The following is a 17,892-nucleotide window of genomic DNA, read 5'->3' as shown; positions in this document are numbered from 1 at the left end:
GTGAGCGCGCGCACTCCGGCCGCGAGCGGCCGCATTCTCGATCAAAGCTGGCGCATGACGCTGACAGCGGCCGGTGCCTGGAGTGAGCCGCCGGCGGATATCGCGGCTATTCAGACGTACAAGGCGCCGGTACCCGGCACCGTCGCCGGTGCGTTGGAAAGAGCGGGTCAATTCGACCGGACTGCGCCAAGACCGCTCAACATATCCGACGCTTGGTATTTTCTTTACCTCACCGGGGAACAACCGGGCACTGCGATACTGCATTTCGATGGTCTCGCAACGATTGCCGAGGTGTATTGGAACGGCGATGCGGTGCTGACCTCCAATTCGATGTTCATTGAACACGAATTAGCTGTCGCATTGACAGGCAAGGACAGTCTCGCCCTCTGCTTTCGGGCGCTGGCCCCGCATCTCGACAAACGCGGTCCGCGTGCGCGCTGGCGACCGCAGATGATTACGCCACCAGGCCTGCGCCTGGTCCGCACGACCCTGCTTGGCTACATGCCCGGTTGGTGTCCGGAAATCCATGCTGCAGGACCCTATCGCCCCGTCAGGCTGACGCGGAAGGATGGTGCCACGCCGCGCGATGTTCATATCGCCACAACACTGGACGACGACGGCACCGGCCAGCTCGCGGTTCGTTTCACCGCACCAGGGCTTGTCGAGCCGGTTCGCCTTTCATGTGCCGGCCGCGCGGTCGAACTTGCAGGCAAGAATGGACACTTCGAAGGCAGTCTTTCGATCCCGAACGTTGCCGCATGGTGGCCGCGCACGCATGGCATGCCAGCGCTGCACGATGTCGAGATCCAGAGTGGCGGCCAGCGCCGATCGCTCGGCCGCACCGGCTTCAGGCGTATTGCCGTCGATCGCGGTTCCGACGGGCGAGACTTCGCGCTGATCGTCAACGGCGTGCGGGTTTTCTGCCGAGGGGCAGCCTGGACCAGCGCCGATATCGTCGATCTTCCCGGCGAGCGCGATCGTTATGCACCGCTGCTTCAACTCGCTGCCGATGCCGATATGAACATGATCCGCGTCGGCGGCACCATGGTCTATGAGACGCTGGAGTTCTTCGCATTGTGCGACGAGCTCGGCATCATGGTCTGGCAGGACTTCATGTTCGCCAACTTCGACTATCCGGTGGGTGACGCGGAGTTCGCGGCGCTGGTGCGAAAGGAAGCGGAACAGTTCCTGCGCGGCATTTCGGCCTCGCCGTCGCTGGCGGTGTTGTGCGGCGGCAGCGAAATGGCGCAGCAGGCTGCGATGCTCGGATTGCCGCCGAGTGCATGGTCCGGGCCGCTTGTCGACGAATTGCTGCCCGCCATCGCCGCTGAGATCAGGCCCGACGTGCCCTATGTGCCGAACAGTCCGAGTGGCGGGGCCATGCCGTTTTCGCCCAATGAAGGCATCACCCATTATTATGGCGTTGGCGCCTATTGTCGGCCGCTGGAAGATGCGCGACGCGCTGGTGTGCGTTTTGCCGCCGAATGCTTGGCCTTCGCCAATGTGCCGGAACAGCAGACGCTCGACGTGCACCTGCCGGTGCCTGCGGTGCACGATCCGCGCTGGAAGGCGCCCGTGCCGCGCGACCGTGACGCGTCATGGGATTTCGAGGATATCCGCGAGCATTATCTGGCCCTGCTCTACGGTGTCGATCCGACGCGGCTGCGACGCGAGGATACTGCCCGCTACCTCGATCTGTCGCGGGCAGTGACGGGTGAGGTGATGGAGGCGACCTTCGCCGAGTGGCGGCGGCCGGGTTCGACTTGCAACGGGGCGCTGGTCTGGACATTCCAGGATCTGTTGCCGGGGGCAGGCTGGGGCGTTGTCGATGCGACCGGCCTGCCGAAGCCAGCCTGGTTTGCATTGCAGCGTGCCTTCCGGCCGCTCCAGCTCGTGTTGAGCGACGAGGGTACGAACGGCGTCGACGTGCATGTCGTCAATGACGGCGGCAAGGATCGTCAGATCAATGTCGAGATTGCCTGCCTGCGTGACGGGGCGCAGCCGGTGGTGCGCGGGGCGAGAACACTCGGCGTTCGGGCCCGCCAGGGCGTTACATTGCCCGCGACAGACCTGTTCGGTGCCTTCTTCGACACCGCCTATGCTTTCCGCTTCGGGCCACCGGCACACAATGTCACCGTGGCTAGGCTGCGGGACGCTGACGATCAGAGCCTGATTGCCGAGGCGTTTCATTTTCCGCTCGGTCGCGCCGCTGCCATGCACGAGGCAATCTTGACGGCGGTGCTTTCAGAAGAGGAGGGACATTGGTCCCTGGTGCTATCCACCGACCGTTTTGCGCAGTCGGTCCATGTCGACGTATCCGGCTTCCGGCCGTCCGATAACTGGTTCCATCTGGCGCCGGGAGAAGCCAAGGCGGTGCGGCTTGTTCCGCTTGCCGGCGCGACCAAGCCCTCCGGCGAGGTCAGCGCGTTGAACGCCAAATCGACCGTGCGGTTCTAACGGGCATTCCACCTACAAGGTAGGCGGTATCTCGTTCGCTTTGAGAGCCGCCGCCAGAATGTGCTTGCGCACAATCATCCTGGCTGCCGCTGGCGTGATGTTGTGGTCGGCGTCGGGAATGATCTCGACCGAGACATTGCCATAACGCTTAAGGCCTTCGCCTTTCCTGCCGAGATAGAAGCGGAACCGGTCGAGACCTATGTCCGTGGAGCTGTAGATCAGCGTAAGCGGCATGTGTCTTTGGCTGAGACGCCGAAACGCCGAATATGTTGCCTCCTTGAGACGAGCGTATTTGGACAGCGATGCGAATGTCGTCGGCATCGAACCCGCAACGCGGCGGGCGAGCTGCTTGGCGATATTGGCTGTAGCGTGGCGGACATTGATGCGGCCGGCCCGCAGGCGGCGCAACGTGTCCATGCTGACCATGCGCCGGCTATAGTCCTCGAGCGAACGGGCATTGTAGCGCAGCGCATCATCCACCACCTCGTCCTTGTCCCAGACGAAAGTGAAGGGGTTGATGACGACAGCCGCCTTGCAACGCTCGTCGGCGGCAGCGCTGCGGAAGGCGAGATATGCGCCGCTGCAACGGCCGGCAAGCACCGCCAGGCCGAGCGCCATGCCATCCAGCAGGTCGAAGGCGGCGCGGACATCGTCGATTTGATGATCGGAAAAGAGCACTTGTTCGGGCGCACCTATGACGGGCGGACTGTCGCCGACATTGGCCGCGTCGAAACGCAGTGACGCGACGCCGTTGGATGCAAGGTAGCGCGCGGTTTCAGTGACCGTGCGTGCCCAGCCGGCCTGCCGATCATAGGCGGTGCCAAGATAGACGACAGTTGCGCCGCGCCGTTCGCCGCGCGGTTGACAGAGTATGCCGAACAAACGTTCATCCGCGCCAAAACGCAACGGCGTTTCGACAAAGTCAGGCCCTTCGAGCGGCTCGGGCGTCGAAACGGCGACTTGTCTGCTCTTGTGGGCAAGAGGCACCGCCACATCGGCCACCCAGTCGACCACCTGGCCAGCGACCGTGAGCGGCTGCGTGGCGATGGTCGGGTTCGAGACAAGATCGTCATAGCCCAGATAAGGCTGACGGGTTACCTCGGCGCCGAGTGCCGTCAGGTGCGCCGACAGCGCGATATCCTTGTCGCGTGCCGGCCGCTCCACCATCAAAATTCGCCGGGCAGGCAGATGGGGGATGGCTTCGATGTTCAGCTTTTTGACATGGGCGGCAACCTCGTCGGGCATGACTAGGCCGGCTATGGCGACATGATCGGTGATGCGCTGGTCATCCCGCAGGCCGAGGCCTTCGTCCACCATCTTCGACCAGGCGGCGAGCTCCCGCAGATACATGCGCCCATTGACGACCGGCGCCATCAAGGCGACACCATCAAGGGCTTTCAGCTGCGGCGCGACGAGGGCGGCAAGCGTTGCGCCGAGGCCATGGCCGATCAGGATAAGCCGGGAGGTCCCGGAAAGCCGGCGCAGTTCTTCAGCAGCCACGAGTGCCGCTCTCTCCCAGATGGCAAGGCCGTCCGCGAATTCCGTGCGATCCAGCGCGTCTCCGGTGCCCGGATAGTCGAAGCGCAGGCTGGCAACACCAGCCGCTGCCAGGCGCTCGGCGAGATCGCGCCAGAGCTTGCGCGTACACATCTCCTCGAAACCCCAAGGGCTGAGGAAGAGGACCGCACTGTCGTGAGGCGCCGATCCTGGCGCGGCGGCAGAATAAAGACCGACTGTATCGGCGAAGGTGACCGGCAATGCGGCGGAGAGCTGTTTTGTCGCCGACTGTCGCGCCGTTGTCTGGTGTTGTTCCAGAGGCGTGGAATGCGCCGTCATTTCGGCACCTGCGGCGCGGCAGGGAGAGGGGCGATGAAGGAAAAGAACAGTCTCGCGATTCGTCCGATGCCAGCGGGCAGGCGTGAAAGAAGCCGGTCGATGACGGTCGCATCCTGGCCTGGAACCGCAGCAAGCAGCCGCAGTGTCAGCGCGTAGGCCATGGCACCTACGATAACGCCGGTAGCAATACCCGTAACGCCGTGCAGTGCCTGGGTGACCAGGAGTGCCGCGACACCACAGACTATCGCGGCCAATGCGACCTTGAGCACGACCATGATCAATTCGCCGGCGCCGCTCTGCAGCCTTACGCGAGAGAGCAGGAGCGCGGCCATGGCCAGAAAGACCACCCCGCGAACTGTCGACGCGCCGATGATACCCCACAGCGGCACGGCGACGAGGCAGCCTGCCACCATCAGGATCGCGCCGATGCCGCTGATGGCGAGGCGGCCCTTAATCTGGTCTTTCGAGTAGAGATATTGGGTGGTGAGCTGGATGAAGACGTAGGCGGGCGAGCCGATCGCCAGGATTGCGACCACGAGACCTGCCGGCTCGAAGGCGGTGCCGTAGACGGAAACGACAAGCGGTATCGCGACGGCAGCAAGGCCGAAGCACAATGGAAAGGTGATGTAGGAGAAAGAGCGCACCACGCTGGCAAAGAGGTCGGTGCCGCCGGCGCCGTCATCGGCCTCATGGCGCTCCGCATAGAAGGGGATCAGGCTGCCGGTGAGCTGGACCGGGAGTTGCAGCGCAAGGTTCGCCAGCGACAGCGCGACCGCGTAGAAGCCGACATCCTGCGTCGTGCGGAAATGCTGGAGGAAGACGAGCTCCGGCCTCGTCAGGAAGATTGCCGTGATGACGAATTCAAAAAACACAAGCAGGGAGGTCGCGGCGAGTGCGCGCGCGCTTTGGCCTGCCTTGTTACGCCGGGTGAAAAGGATGCCCAGAGTGTAGAGGAAGAAGACCGACTGGCCGGCGATATAGCCAAGCAGCGCGCCCTCTACACCAGCAAACAATGCTCCGACGAGAACGATGCCAAGTTGCAGCACCGAGGTGATCGCGGTGAAAACGAAGAACGTGCCAAGCCGCTTTTCGCCGATCAGGTAATTCTTGGTAAAGGAACCGACCGACTGGATGAACAACAGCGCGGTGGTGAGTACAGCGACACCAGTTGTCGCGTCGGTCCATTCGAGACCGCCGCCTTTCCAGCAGAAAAGGGCGTAGAGCGCGGCAAGAAGTGTCGTGGAAAGCAGGACTGGTAAAGCCAGATAAGCAGCGAAGCCGCGACGCTCCCGCGCAGTCACACCCTTGGCCGCGAGTTGCGGCAGGACCCGCAGGAGCAGGACGCCGGTGCCCAGTTCGGCGATCAGCGAGCCGGTGGCCGCGATCCACAGCGCAAAGGCAACGGTGCCGTTGGCAGCCGGACCAAGCAGGCGCGCGACGATGACTGAGCAAGCAAAGCCGATGATCAACAGCAGCATGCCTGCCGCCGCATTGATCAGCGAATTCGACATAATGCTTCTGCTCAAAGATGCCCCCGACCTCGCGGCGCGCCAGACGCCGATCCCGTTAATACATTAGTCGGAACGCGTTTTGCGCGCACGTTGCAAACAACCTTAAGAAGCTTTGGCGCGGGTAGCCGTCATCGTACGGGGCGCGGCGCGCCAGCCGAACCAGCGGCCGGCAACAATGTTCCATGAACGACGAGCCATGCCCGGTTTGCCCGCGAACGTGTAGATGGCGACGCCGGCCAAAGGGCGCAGCAAACGCGGCAGGTAATCGACGAAGCGATAACCGTGCTTGCGCATGACGTAACCCAGACCGGAGGAATAGACGCGCATCTTGGCAACAGCGGCGGGCGTGGTCTGGTCGCCGCGATCTTCCGGATGATGGCCGGTGAAGGCCGGGTCGTACCAGCCGTGCCGATCGGTCGCAAGCAGCTTCAGCGCCAGATCCTGGATCTCATAGGCGCCCCAAGGGGTTCCGGAGCCGGGGCCGATGGCGATGTCGAAGCCGCCCGCCTCGTCGAATGCCGGTTTCTTGACCACCAGCATCCATTCGATCAGCGTCGTCCAGATGGTCGGGCGCTCGATCGGCATTGGCTCGGTGGCGAAATCGCCCATGATCGTCCGGCCTGTCGTATCGGTAGGACGACCGCAATAGAAGTCGGCGGGATGTGCCGCTCTCAATGCGTCGACGCGTGACAGGAAATCGGTCGGATACCAGCAGTCGTCATCTGGGAATATCAACCAGCGCCCACGTGCGCGGGCGGCGCCCAGGTTGCGGGCACGACAAACGCCGCGCTTGTCAGTGCGCAGGTGGATGATCTCCAACTTGCCGGCAAAGGCCATCAGCACCGGTGCCAGCCGGTCGTCATCATTCTGGTCGACGACGATCACCTCGAAATCGTCCCGATCTTGCCCAACCAGCGAGTTGAACAGCCCTTCAAGCTCGTGCGAACGGCCGAGCGTGGCGACAACCATGGAGGTCTGGATTTCCGGAACGGTCCGGGACATGCGCGCCCTGTGGCAATGAGGTTTCGTCCGCAGGCGTATCCCGCGAAATTGCAAACTACTCTTGGGCTGGACGCGTTAAATTGCCGTGAAAAGACGCATTTTCATCGTCGAAACTTGACCTCTTCAGGCTCGCAAACGACGCAAGACCCTCGTCGCTATGGTGATGATCAAAACCCCGAGGATGCCGGCCACGGCTTTGACCGCCATATCCTTGAAGCGACCATGACGACCGGGGTCGATAAGCTGCAATGCTTCGAGTAGCACCGCTACGCCAACGACGAAGAAAGTCGTTCGCCAGGCATGGTGAGGAAAGCCAAGTGCGAGTGCGGCACCGAACAGCAGATAGGCAACCGCCCGTTCCAGATTGGGGTCGCCAAGATGTGGCCTCAAGCCGATCGGCGAGAGGGTCGCGAAAATGATCAGGGACAGGAGAAAGACCGAGACAAGGCGCGAAATGAGAATCATGCCTGCTAGCTAAAACCAGATCGTGTCGGTTTGAAGCGCGCCTTTAGTCGCTGCCATGCGCTGCCTCGATACTGAAAAGGGTCATGCCGCCTGCCGCGGCGTTAAAGATTCCGGTGGACGACTTAGGGGTTTCTTAACCATAAATTGGAAGAGTCGAGACACGCGAATCCGCACGCGACAGTCCGCGTCGAGGCAGAAATGGGGGCAGGTCGTGCCGCCAGCCAGGGGCTAGGCGTGACGGCTTTCATCTCGGGCGCTCCATGGACATAGACATTTTTCAACTGCCTGGGATTCTGAAGCGACGGGCACACTATGTCGTGCTGACCGTGCTGGCCTGCCTACTCCTGGCTATGGCCTTTCTCGCAACGCAAAAACCCTATTTTCGTTCGACGGCCGAAATCCTGCTCGATCTCAATCGTGGCTCAGTGGTTGGCACTGGCGGTTCCGCCAACGGTCAGGTCAGCGCGCAGCAGTCGGTTGGCAGTCAGATCTACGTGCTGCAATCGCGCGACGTGCTGCGCGAAGTGGTCAAGACCCTCAATCTAACGGACGATCCCTATCTTGCAGCGACGGGCGGCGGGCTTCGGCAGCGCCTGTTCGGCGGGGCGCCGCCGGCGACGACTGGCGATCGTACCGACGCGGTTGTCGATGCGCTGATCAAAAACCTGACCGTGGAACAAGCTGGCGAGTCACTGGTGCTGACAGTGTCGATGAAGCATCGCGACAGCGAAATGGCGGCCAAGATCGCCAACGCCGTCGTGGAAGCCTACCTAAACAGTTCCGACCAATCGCAAACTGATGCCGGTCAGCGCACCAGCACCGCTCTTCAGGCGCAGACCGAGGCCTTGCGCCGGCGGCTGCTCGACGCCCTTGCGGTGGCGGAGAAGTTCCGCACCGAGAACGGGCTGATCAGCACGGGTCAGCAGGGATTGGTCACTGACCAGCAACTGGCGGGGCTGAACCAGCAGCTTCTGGCGGCTCGCCAGGTTGCCGAGCAGCAAAAGGCAATCGCTGATCAAGCCAATCAGCTCAACATCTCCAATGTCGAAACCGGGGCTATCGCAGAGGCCCTGCAGTCGGCGACACTGACCGACCTGCGCAGCCGCTACGCGCAATTGCTCGACCGGCAGGCGGAGTTGGCCACCAGCCTGGGTTCCGAACATCCGCAAATGCGTGCGGTACGCTCGCAGGTCGCGACCATGCGCACCACGATCGAGAACGAGTTGCAACGCATCCGCAAGACGGCCGCATCCAACGCCGAGCGCGCGAAAGCCAATCTGGATTCGCTGCAGACGCGTTTTGACGCTCAGGCCGGCGCAAACAGCGAGGAAGGCAAGGCACGTATTAAGCTGGCGCAACTCGAGAGCGAGGCTGCTTCGATCAACGCGGTCTATCAGTCTTTCCTCACCCGCTCGGAAGAACTCGGGCGCCAGCAAGACATCGGCAAAGGCAATTCCCGTGTCATTTCCGCAGCCATTCCCTCATCGACACCGGTGCAGGCTCCGAAGAGCATCGTGCTCATAGCCGCAGTTCTGTTCGGCCTGGCCGCAGGCAGCGTGCTGGCCGTGCTTCGCGATGCGATCAGTGGTGCCGTACGCTCCGAGCGCGAGCTGATGGTTGCGACCGGTGCACCGATGCTGGCCACCGTTGACCGCATGGTGGAAAGCGGCAAGCCCGGTTGGCGCCAACGTCTTGCCCAGGCCTTCCGATTGAGACGCGCCGGCGATCCGCCGCTTCGGATCAAGGGCAAATTGGTGCCTGAACTTGGCCTAGCCAGGGTCAATCGTCTGCTTGGACTTCGCCGCGAAGACGGGTTGCCGACGGTTGTCGCGGTGGTGGCCGCCGATCCGACGCAGATCAGCGAGCGTGCCGCCACAGGCATCGCCCATCAGCTGCATGGCCTCGGCGAGGACGTCTATCTGTTCAACGGCATGTTGCGGCCGGAGACGGGATTGCGGCAACGCGACGCCCGTGGTGTCGGTGAAGTCGCCGAACAGCATCCGTTGAAGGACGTCCTGGTCTACGAGCGCGTCGGTAACAGTTCCAAGCGGTCGGGAGCGCTGCTTTCACTGGCGTCCGAGCTGGAACGATCGACCGCCAAAACCTCGCCCTTCTTCATCGTCGACGCTTGCGGCACGGAAGCGCAGGAATTGTTGCCGGTGCTGCTGAAATATGCCGATGGCATCATCGTCCAGTCTGAAATCGGTTCCACCCACAAGAATGATTTGGCGGTGCTGGTCAGCGAGATCGAGCCGTGGCGCGAGAAACTGATCGGTAACATTGTTGTCGGAAAGAAAGCCGCGTGAGAGGCGGAGCTACAGCGTGGCGGCGTTAGCGGCAACTGGCGGCAGGACTGCATCGTCTGCCATGACGCTGGCGCAACCGGCCTTGCCGAGCGAAACGGCGCCGGCATTGTTGCGCCTTTTGGCGATCGTCACCGTGATCGCCGCCCTCGTGTTCAATTTCTTCCTCTGCTTCGTGAACACCAAGGTCATGCACATCACCGACAGCTATGTGATGTTGTCGGAGATGATGATTGTCGGCACCGTCTTCATCGTGGCTTTGACCCGCCGCGCGCCGCTGTATCTGCTGCTCGGTGTCTTCGTCAGCTACATGATGTTCATTTTTGCACTGCGCGGCGGTCAGCTCAACCTGAAGCCGGTGCGGGACATCCTTATTCCGATCGCCTTCTATTTCGCGGGCATGCGCCTGCATGACCCCAAACTGGGCGACCGGCTTGTCCTGGTCAGCGCGCTGATCGTGATCGGTGCTGGCCTGTTCGAATATCTGGCGGTCGACACCTACATCTCTTACTTCAATGTGATCGGGTATTATCTGGCGCGTGGCACCGTAACGACTGATCAGCTGTTCGGTGCGACGCAAGGTTTGTTTATTTCCGGCACTCGCCCCGAACCGCGCACCATCCTGCCGTTCCTTGGCCAGCATCGCGTGTCGTCGGTGTTTCTCGAGCCGGTGTCGATGGGCAATTTCGCCGTGATCGTCTACTCCTGGGCACTCTATCGCGGCCGCGCGTTCAAAGGGCGCTGGTTTGCGATGTTCATGGCCTTGACTGTCATTACGCTCGCTGATGCCCGGTTTGGCCTCTACACCTGCGTGCTGATTACACTGCTCTACCCCCTCTACAATTTCATACCGCGCCTGGCCTGGAGCGTGCTGCCGTTTCTGCTTCTTGCTGTGCTGGCCGCCTATGGCATCACCACGGGTACCGGTGGCGGTGCGAACGACCTCACCGGCCGGTTCATGGTGACGGCCCACATCCTGACCCAGCTTTCGGCCGCCGTCGTGCTCGGCACCGAGCAGACCACGCAGTTCACGGCGGACTCCGGCCTTGCCTATTCGCTTACCGCTTTTGGCATCTTTGGTTTTGTGGTGCTGTGGACAGTGCTCGCCTATGCGCCCGCCGCCGAGGCGCGCGCCTGGCGTTTCCACTGCATGGTGATGGTCTATCTGCTGCTTCTGATGCTGATCAGCGACTCGTTCTATTCGATCAAGACCGCCGCTCTGCTCTGGTTCCTGCTGGGCACTTCCAACTCTTATCGTAGCCTCAGCCTATCCGGCAAACCTCTCCGTCCGGAGCCTCTTGCTTCGCGGCACGCTATGTTGGCCGCTGCCCGATAGGGTCTCCGAAGGCGTCAGCCTTTCTTTTGAAACGCCGGGCAGGCGCCCTTTCGAGGCGGCAGACGGCCGGCGGCCTCCAGCGCCTTTAGTTGCGGCCGGTCCCCTTTTGGGGTCGGCTGAATATTCAGCGCCTCGCTCTCCGGCCACCAATCGCCACCGGCCCAATAGGTCCAGCCCGTCCAGACATCGGAATTGGCATCGACGAAGGCTGTCATCGCCGTGATGCCGGTCATGCAGGTCCGATTGGCGGCGCCCCCGAATTCACCAAGAAAACCGCGCTTGTCGTTCTTGCGCAGCCAGGTAGAGAAGTCCTTCAGTGCCGTCAAAGCATCGTCTGCCCGATCGCAGGTTTTGTGCGTGCCGGAGAAATTGCTGTCGAGATATTGGTGAACCTCGAAGGCGTAGTTGTTGGCGGGGTCGACGACGCCCAGCATGACGGTGCCGTTCGCTTGTTTGGGATCTTCGTTCTGCCAGCTGTGCGCGCCAGTCCAGTTGGTGCCGGGCACCAGCACGAGATTGTTCGCGCCGGCCTGGCGAATGGCGGCGATCGCTGCGTTCGCGGACGTCAGCCATTGCGTGACATCGATGTCGTGCGGTTCGTTCATCAATCCGAACTGGATTGCCGGATCGTTGCGATATTCGGTTGCCAGGCGCTTCCACAAATCGGCGAAAGCGGTATCCGGGACAGCGTCGGAACCGATTTCCACATCCCGGTATCGTCCATAATTGTGCGGATCGAGGATGACGATCATTCCCGCCCCCTTGAGCTGCGCCACGGTATCGGCCAGCCGGCTCCGTTCGGTCTCGTCGAAAGCCTTGTTGAGGTCGGGCTGGAGCCGCTCCCACAGAAACGGCAGGCGCACGGCGTTGAAACCTTTTTTGGCGAAATAGCCGATCGTCGTGGCGCTCGGATAAGCATAGTCCTTGCCGTAAACACCGGGCACGTTGCCGAACTCGGCACCGGCCAGGTTGACACCGCTCAGGCACCCGGCTGATGCGGTCTGGGGCAAAAGGGCTGCCGTGGCGAGGAACATCGTCAGGATCCGCTTTGTTAGCCGGAGTTGCTTGGCCATTTGTAACCTAACGTGGTTCGGGCGCCGGTACGGCGCGTGTCACGGGCGCGTGGCGACCCAGCACCTCGCGGTAGACGTCGACATAATGTTCGGCGACCTGATCCCAGGAGTAGGCGGACGCAGCTTGCATGGCGGACAAGCGATAGCGCTGAGTGTCGGCAAGGATGACATCGAAGGCAGCCTCGATCGCTGCCGCGGTCGCGTCGCTGTCGGCAAAGTCGCAAATTCTGATTTCGCCGTGCCTGGAAGCGAGGTCTTTGTAAGCCGTATTGGCATTCAACACGGGCATCAAACCTGCGCTTAGTGCCTCCACAGCGACAAGACCAAAACCCTCATAGTCTGAAGCCGAAGCGAACAGCGAGCAGCGGCCGAGCACATTGCGGATCTCCTGGTTCGGCAGCCCGATATGGACATCGACGTGACTATCGAGGCTGCGTTCGGCGATCATTCGCCGCAGTTCCGCTTCGCTCAAATCTCCAGGCACACCGACGATGTCGAGATGCCAATCCTTGGAATGATCGACGAGCTTGCGCGTGGCATCGAGCAGATTGTCCAGCCGTTTGTTGATCGAGAAACGGCCGAGCGTGACGATGTTGCGAACGGCTTGCCGCGAGCCGGAGTCAGCGAATTTCCGGGTATCGACGCCGTTGTCGATCTGGATGACGCGATTTCCGGCGATTGCCTGGAATGTGCGTGTATCCTGGGCGCTGCAGCCGATCAGGCGGCGATAGGCTAGGGCGGACAGACGCGTAGCGGTGTTGAACCAGATCGTCTTCAGTCCGGCATGTTTTTCAGTGTGAAAGAAGCCGCCATGGGTCGTGGCGACCATCGGCTTGCCGTGGAAGAGACGTGTCCAGGCCAAAGCATCGAAGAAAAAGTCGATGGCGTGAACATGCACGATGTCGGCATCGCCGATGTGGCGAAAGACCTGTGGTGCGAGGGGGTAGCGTGTGCTGCCTGAAAAAGGAATGCGCACGACCTCGATACCGTCGATGGTCTCGATGGCCGGCAAGGTCTCGTCGAGCGCCGTGAAACGCCGGTCGAGCGTGACGACACGCACGCGGTAGCCGTGTTTGCGAAGCTGTGTCGAAAGATTGGCAACGACCTCCTCCAATCCGCCGCGGTTGGGCAGATATTGTCGCACGACCTGCACCGCCAATGGGCTGGTGTCGCGGCTGGGCGATTGGGGGGCGGGCGATGCGGGCATGGCAGTTATCCAAACGGCAGCGGCAGGCGCCGCCTATCGAATAGCACATGGGTCGCCGACAGACTAAAGCGGCGTTAATTTAGGCAGATATGAAGTGCCAAACGTCATCAAACGCTTGGTTTGGTAAACCAACCGCAACGTGCAGCGTCTCATCGCAAGACAGGGAAGGCAGATTTGAGTGGCGGAGAGCCTGCCTATTGGCAGGAGACATGCACGCGCCCATCGGCCTGCCTTGCCTGTCCACAAGCAATCGGCGAAGACGATTGGCCACCGGGCTGCGAGGCGGGCTGAGATAAGGTCGTACGTGCATGCCGACGCGGTTTCTTGCGCGATATTGCCGGTTTCGTCGATGGAAGCGGCTGCGCCTCCGGACCGGTCGGGAAGACCTGAGTGCCGCTTTCCACGGGCGGGGTTTGTACGGCAGGATCGTTGCGTTGCCAGGCACGCCTCATGTCCATCGAAGGCGGAATCACCACGGTTCCGTCATCCGTACGTGCGCATCCCCCTGCCGCCACCGGCAGGCAAAGCGTGATCCCAAGGAGTGTCCGTCGCATCAAAAGCATCTTCGCGCCTGCTTACTCGCGTGAGAAGCCTATCGCAACCCGGCAATCGTCACGGGCGCTTGGTGCAGGGCGCGGTTCCGATTTGTTAAGGTTAATTGCCCGTTAAGCCTTCCCTGTCAGATTTGGCCGCCGGTCTCGGGAGGGGCCGGGGGCTGGTTTTGGGGGCTGACGGGGATGGATATTGTAGGTGGAGCGGTCGGGGCAGACGAGCCGCCGGCGGTAAAAGAACATGGCGCAACGGACGCGCTATCCCGGCAGGCATTGCAAGACCTTGTCGAGGCTGGCTCCGGCTGGCTTTGGGAAACCGATGCCGAGCTGCGCTTTTCCTGGCTCTCCGAAAGCTACCGGACGGTGACCGGCGCTGACCCTGCCTCGGTGCTCGGCCATTTCCGCTTCGATTTTCTCAACCAGGTCCAGAAAGGAAGCCGTGGCGCCTCGGCGCATCTGGAAAATCTGGAGGCACGTCGTCCGTTCAGCGACTTCGTTTATCAGCCGAAAGACAGCCGCCCCGGCTTCCGTTGGGTGTCGACGTCGGGCTTTCCACGTTTCGACGCCGAAGGCCGCTTCAGCGGCTATCGTGGGGTTGCCCGCAACGTCACGGCCCTCGTCGAGGCGGTGGACGAAATCAAAGGTCTCGCCACCGACGAGGCTGGCGAGCGCGGAGCGCACATGGATCACATGATGGCGGCGCTCAACGCGATGAGCGATGCCGTCTGCTATTACGACGAGGAGGACCGACTGGTCCTCTATAATGATGCTTTGCCGGCAATGTACCACGGCCTTGCCGACATCATCCGCAAGGGCTTGAGCTTTGATGAGCTGATCGAGACGGGGCTCGAACGGGGACTGTGGGATACGGAGGCGATGAGCCACGCAGCATGGCGTGACATCGTCTTGAACCGACGCTGCGACGCGGTTTCGTCGACATCGGCGCTACGGTTTACCGATGGACGGATTGTCATCCATCGGGAAATGCGAGGGGCCGAGGGCGGTACCATCTCGATCTGCACGGACGTCACGGAATTCGAAGCGAGCCGTACCGAGGCGCAGGCTGCCGGCGAGCGTGGCCAGGAGCTGGAATCTGACCTGCAGCGCACCATCGATTCCATGACGATGGGCGTCATCATCCTCGATGCCCAGATGAATGCCGAGATCATCAACAGAGCCTTCTACGACATCTGGAATGTGACGACGGACCAGATTTCCGTCGGTTGTCCGTTCCGCGCCCTCATGGATGTCAACCGCTACAATGGCGTCTATGAAATCGCCGACGAGCATTGGGAGGATTATGTAGCCTCGCGCGTTGCCGAAATCCAGGCGGGTGATGTGGCGCCACGCGAGTTCCGCAGAGCCGACGGTCACACCATGATCTATTCGGTCACGAAACTCTCCGGCGGCAAGCGGCTGATTTCCTACGTCGATGTTTCGGAGGTCAAGAAGCGGGAGGCTGAAGCCGAGGAAGCGCGGCGGTATCTCGCCAGTGTCCTGGAATCGTTGCCGACCGGCGTGCTGATCTATGATCGCGACGACCGTTTCGTTTTCGCCAACAAGAAGCTGCTGGATTCGATCCCGGTCCTGCAACCGGCCTGGCAGACCGGGCGCAGCTTCCGCGATTCCCTGGAACTCGGCCACGCCAATGGCTGTTTCCGCCTTAGCGGCGATCCCGAGATCGACGAGCTCTATGACGTTGATCGCAATCGCTGGTTGGATGCCATGATGGCACGCTGCCGCCTGCGCAGCTCGAGCTTCGAACGGCAGAACCCCGATGGCCTCTGGTATCAGGCTTTCGACATGCGTACCGATGACGGCACCTTCATCGGGGTGCGCGTCGACATCACCGAACTGAAGGATCGGGAACGCGCGCTCCAGGAATCGATGAGCGAAAACGAGGTGTTCAGGTCTCTCATCGACAACGTGCCGGTCTCCATCTACGCCAAGCGCTCGGATCTCAAACTGTTCTACGTTAACAAGGGATGGTGCGAGTTGACCGGCGTTGCGCGCAAGGATGCGATTGGCCGGACCGATATCGAGATTTTCGGGGAGGAGGGTCAGGCGTTCGTCGATGGCGATCTGGCGGTGCTGCGCACCGGAGAAACCCATGAGGTCGAGGAAGCGATCACGGCGGCGGATGGCGTAACCAGGCACCAGTTCGCGCGCAAGGGCGCGATGATCGCCTCCGACGGCTCGCTCTATCTGATCGGCTCGACCACCGACATAACCGAATTGAAGGAACGCGAGGCTGAACTCAAGGAGGCCCGCCAGCGGGCCGTGCTGGCCGACCGCGCCAAATCGGAATTCCTGGCCAATATGAGCCACGAAATCCGAACGCCGATGAACGGCGTGCTCGGCATGGCGGAGCTTCTGGCCAAGTCCGATCTGGATGCCAAGCAAAAGACCTTCACCGACATCATCGTGAAGTCGGGCAATGCGTTGCTGACCATCATCAACGATATTCTCGACTTCTCGAAAATCGACGCCGGGCAGTTGGTGCTCGACCCTGCTCCGTTCAATTTGGCCGAGGCGATCGAAGACGTCGCAACCCTCGTTTCGACGCGGGCAAAGGAAAAGGACCTTGAGCTGATCGTGCGCGTTCAGCCCGGTCTCGATGGCATGTTCGTCGGCGACGTCGGCCGTATCCGGCAGATCGTCACGAATCTGCTCGGCAATGCGGTCAAGTTCACCGACGAAGGCCATGTGCTGGTGGATGTCGCCGGCAACAGGATGCCCGCCGGCACCAAGCTGACCATCTCGGTTACCGACACAGGCATCGGTATTCCGCCGGAAAAACTGTCCCAGATTTTCGAGAAGTTCAGCCAGGTCGACACGTCGTCGACGCGACGTCACGAGGGAACGGGACTAGGGCTCGCGATCACCTCACGTCTTGTCGAGCTGATGGGCGGCGAGATCGGCGTGGATAGCGCCGAGGGCAAGGGCTCGACCTTCTGGTTCACCGTGACGTTGCCCGTTGCCCAGCAGACAGAGGGGCAGCGCGTGATGCCCATCGACGTGACGGGCGCCCGGATTCTGATCGTCGACGACAATGCGGTAAACCGATCCATCCTGAGCGAGCAGATGGCTTCCTGGTCGTTTGACGCCTGCGCGGCGGCGAGTGGCATGGAAGGGATGAAGGTTCTGGCCGCTGCCGCGGCCTATGGCGTTCCCGTCGACTGCGTGGTGCTTGACTATCAGATGCCGGGCATGACGGGGGCCGAAGTGGCGCGTGTCATCCGCAACACCGAAGGTCTCGCCAGTACACCGATCATCATGTTGACCTCGGTCGACCAGACACTCGGCAATGCCAGCTATCGCGACCTCGCCATCGCGGCTCATCTCATTAAGCCGGCCCGGTCTTCGATCCTCCTGGAGGCGCTGGTTTCGACCATTCAGCGCCATCGCAGCGCTGCCCTGCCTCCCAGTGAGGTCGATGCGACCGGTCGCTTCACAACCCGGACAACCATGCCGCTTGCCGTGGCCCTCGAACCGGCGCCACAGATCGCGCCTGTTCGTCCCTTGGCGACCAAGAGTGAAGGCGGCCTCGACATCCTCGTTGCCGAGGACAACGAGGTGAACCAACTGGTCTTTACCCAGATCCTGGCTGACACGGGATACAGCTTCGAGATCGTCGGCAACGGCCGCAAGGCTCTGGAAGCCGCCAGCGAGTTGAGACCGCGGATGATCCTGATGGATGTCTCGATGCCGGAGATGAACGGGCTGGAGGCAACGGGCGAAATTCGCAAACGCGAGGCCGGGAACGGCACGCACGTGCCTATCGTCGGTGTCACTGCGCATGCGCTGAAAGGCGACAGGGAGCGGTGCCTGGAAGCGGGTATGGATGACTATCTGCCGAAGCCGATCAGCCCCAAGGCGCTGCTGGAGAAGCTCGATCGGTGGATCGGTGGCGCATATGAGGCTCGCCGCAGTGCCGGATAAGAAGCCGGCGTTTTGACGCCGGTGTTTCCAATGAAATTTCATTTGCCGGCTGTCGCTGCCGGTAAATTCAAGCAAATCGCTGATTTCGCGGGCGGAACCCTGCTTTCCGCTGGGGACGGTTCGTGTGTGCTTTGGTGGTCGGTTGCCAGTCGTTACTAGGGTGACATGAAACTGTCATGCGACTGTAATAAACGGGCGCTATGGCCTCA

General features: G+C 61.6%; 10 protein-coding genes. 4 read left to right on the top strand and 6 right to left on the bottom strand.

Annotated features, from left to right (window positions below):
• Complete coding sequence (locus QFZ88_RS10825) at window positions 1-2,457, top strand: glycoside hydrolase family 2 protein (RefSeq protein WP_036254615.1); 2,457 nt, start codon at window positions 1-3, stop codon at window positions 2,455-2,457.
• A 12-nt stretch (window positions 2,458-2,469) separates the two neighbouring features.
• On the opposite strand, the gene QFZ88_RS10820 is transcribed toward QFZ88_RS10825, so the two are convergent.
• The 4 genes from QFZ88_RS10820 to QFZ88_RS10805 all read right to left on the bottom strand — a co-directional run bounded on the left by QFZ88_RS10820 (window position 2,470) and on the right by QFZ88_RS10805 (window position 7,271).
• A complete protein-coding gene (locus tag QFZ88_RS10820) occupies window positions 2,470-4,293 on the bottom strand; it encodes an alpha/beta fold hydrolase (protein ID WP_036254580.1) in 1,824 nt (607 codons plus the stop codon).
• On the bottom strand, window positions 4,290-5,804 hold the full coding sequence (locus tag QFZ88_RS10815) for an oligosaccharide flippase family protein (RefSeq protein ID WP_051504815.1): 1,515 nt from the start codon (window positions 5,802-5,804) through the stop codon (window positions 4,290-4,292). Before QFZ88_RS10815 ends, QFZ88_RS10820 begins: the two co-directional genes overlap by 4 nt.
• A gap of 102 nt (window positions 5,805-5,906) precedes the next feature.
• Window positions 5,907-6,806, bottom strand: a complete 900-nt coding sequence (locus tag QFZ88_RS10810; protein ID WP_051512159.1) for a glycosyltransferase family 2 protein — start codon at window positions 6,804-6,806, stop codon at window positions 5,907-5,909.
• A gap of 123 nt (window positions 6,807-6,929) precedes the next feature.
• The gene (locus QFZ88_RS10805) at window positions 6,930-7,271 is read right to left on the bottom strand and encodes a VanZ family protein (protein WP_051504813.1); all 342 of its coding nucleotides are present in this window, start codon (window positions 7,269-7,271) and stop codon (window positions 6,930-6,932) included.
• Window positions 7,272-7,531: 260 nt separating this feature from the next.
• Here QFZ88_RS10805 and QFZ88_RS10800 point away from each other — a divergent pair, with 260 nt between their 5' ends.
• The gene (locus QFZ88_RS10800; RefSeq protein ID WP_036257102.1) at window positions 7,532-9,577 is read left to right on the top strand and encodes a GumC family protein; all 2,046 of its coding nucleotides are present in this window, start codon (window positions 7,532-7,534) and stop codon (window positions 9,575-9,577) included.
• Between the two features lie 61 nt (window positions 9,578-9,638).
• A complete protein-coding gene (locus tag QFZ88_RS10795) occupies window positions 9,639-10,910 on the top strand; it encodes a hypothetical protein (protein WP_024922717.1) in 1,272 nt (423 codons plus the stop codon).
• A gap of 14 nt (window positions 10,911-10,924) precedes the next feature.
• Here QFZ88_RS10795 and QFZ88_RS10790 read toward each other — a convergent pair whose 3' ends face one another.
• Window positions 10,925-11,944 (bottom strand): glycoside hydrolase family 5 protein, encoded by a 1,020-nt coding sequence (locus QFZ88_RS10790; protein ID WP_244431190.1) that lies wholly within the window; start codon window positions 11,942-11,944, stop codon window positions 10,925-10,927.
• Between the two features lie 46 nt (window positions 11,945-11,990).
• The gene (locus QFZ88_RS10785) at window positions 11,991-13,199 is read right to left on the bottom strand and encodes a glycosyltransferase family 4 protein (RefSeq protein ID WP_024922715.1); all 1,209 of its coding nucleotides are present in this window, start codon (window positions 13,197-13,199) and stop codon (window positions 11,991-11,993) included.
• A 728-nt stretch (window positions 13,200-13,927) separates the two neighbouring features.
• On the opposite strand from QFZ88_RS10785, the gene QFZ88_RS10780 reads away from it, so the two are divergent.
• Window positions 13,928-17,683 (top strand): response regulator, encoded by a 3,756-nt coding sequence (locus QFZ88_RS10780; RefSeq protein ID WP_036254586.1) that lies wholly within the window; start codon window positions 13,928-13,930, stop codon window positions 17,681-17,683.
• Window positions 17,684-17,892: the final 209 nt, after the last annotated feature.

This window comes from Mesorhizobium sp. YL-MeA3-2017 (assembly GCF_030814575.1).
Lineage (GTDB): Bacteria > Pseudomonadota > Alphaproteobacteria > Rhizobiales > Rhizobiaceae > Mesorhizobium > Mesorhizobium terrae.
Note: the sequence above shows the minus strand (reverse complement) of the source record. Positions and strands in the feature narration are given on the sequence as shown.

Bases quoted from the DNA above. Each gene is read 5' to 3' on its own strand.
- QFZ88_RS10805 (WP_051504813.1), bottom strand. From the start codon at position 7,271: ATGATTCTCATTTCGCGCCTTGTCTCGGTCTTTCTCCTGTCCCTGATC.
- QFZ88_RS10810 (WP_051512159.1), bottom strand. From the start codon at position 6,806: ATGTCCCGGACCGTTCCGGAAATCCAGACCTCCATGGTTGTCGCCACG.
- QFZ88_RS10815 (WP_051504815.1), bottom strand. From the start codon at position 5,804: ATGTCGAATTCGCTGATCAATGCGGCGGCAGGCATGCTGCTGTTGATC.
- QFZ88_RS10780 (WP_036254586.1), top strand. From the start codon at position 13,928: ATGGATATTGTAGGTGGAGCGGTCGGGGCAGACGAGCCGCCGGCGGTA.
- QFZ88_RS10790 (WP_244431190.1), bottom strand. From the start codon at position 11,944: ATGTTCCTCGCCACGGCAGCCCTTTTGCCCCAGACCGCATCAGCCGGG.
- QFZ88_RS10800 (WP_036257102.1), top strand. From the start codon at position 7,532: ATGGACATAGACATTTTTCAACTGCCTGGGATTCTGAAGCGACGGGCA.
- QFZ88_RS10795 (WP_024922717.1), top strand. From the start codon at position 9,639: ATGACGCTGGCGCAACCGGCCTTGCCGAGCGAAACGGCGCCGGCATTG.
- QFZ88_RS10820 (WP_036254580.1), bottom strand. From the start codon at position 4,293: ATGACGGCGCATTCCACGCCTCTGGAACAACACCAGACAACGGCGCGA.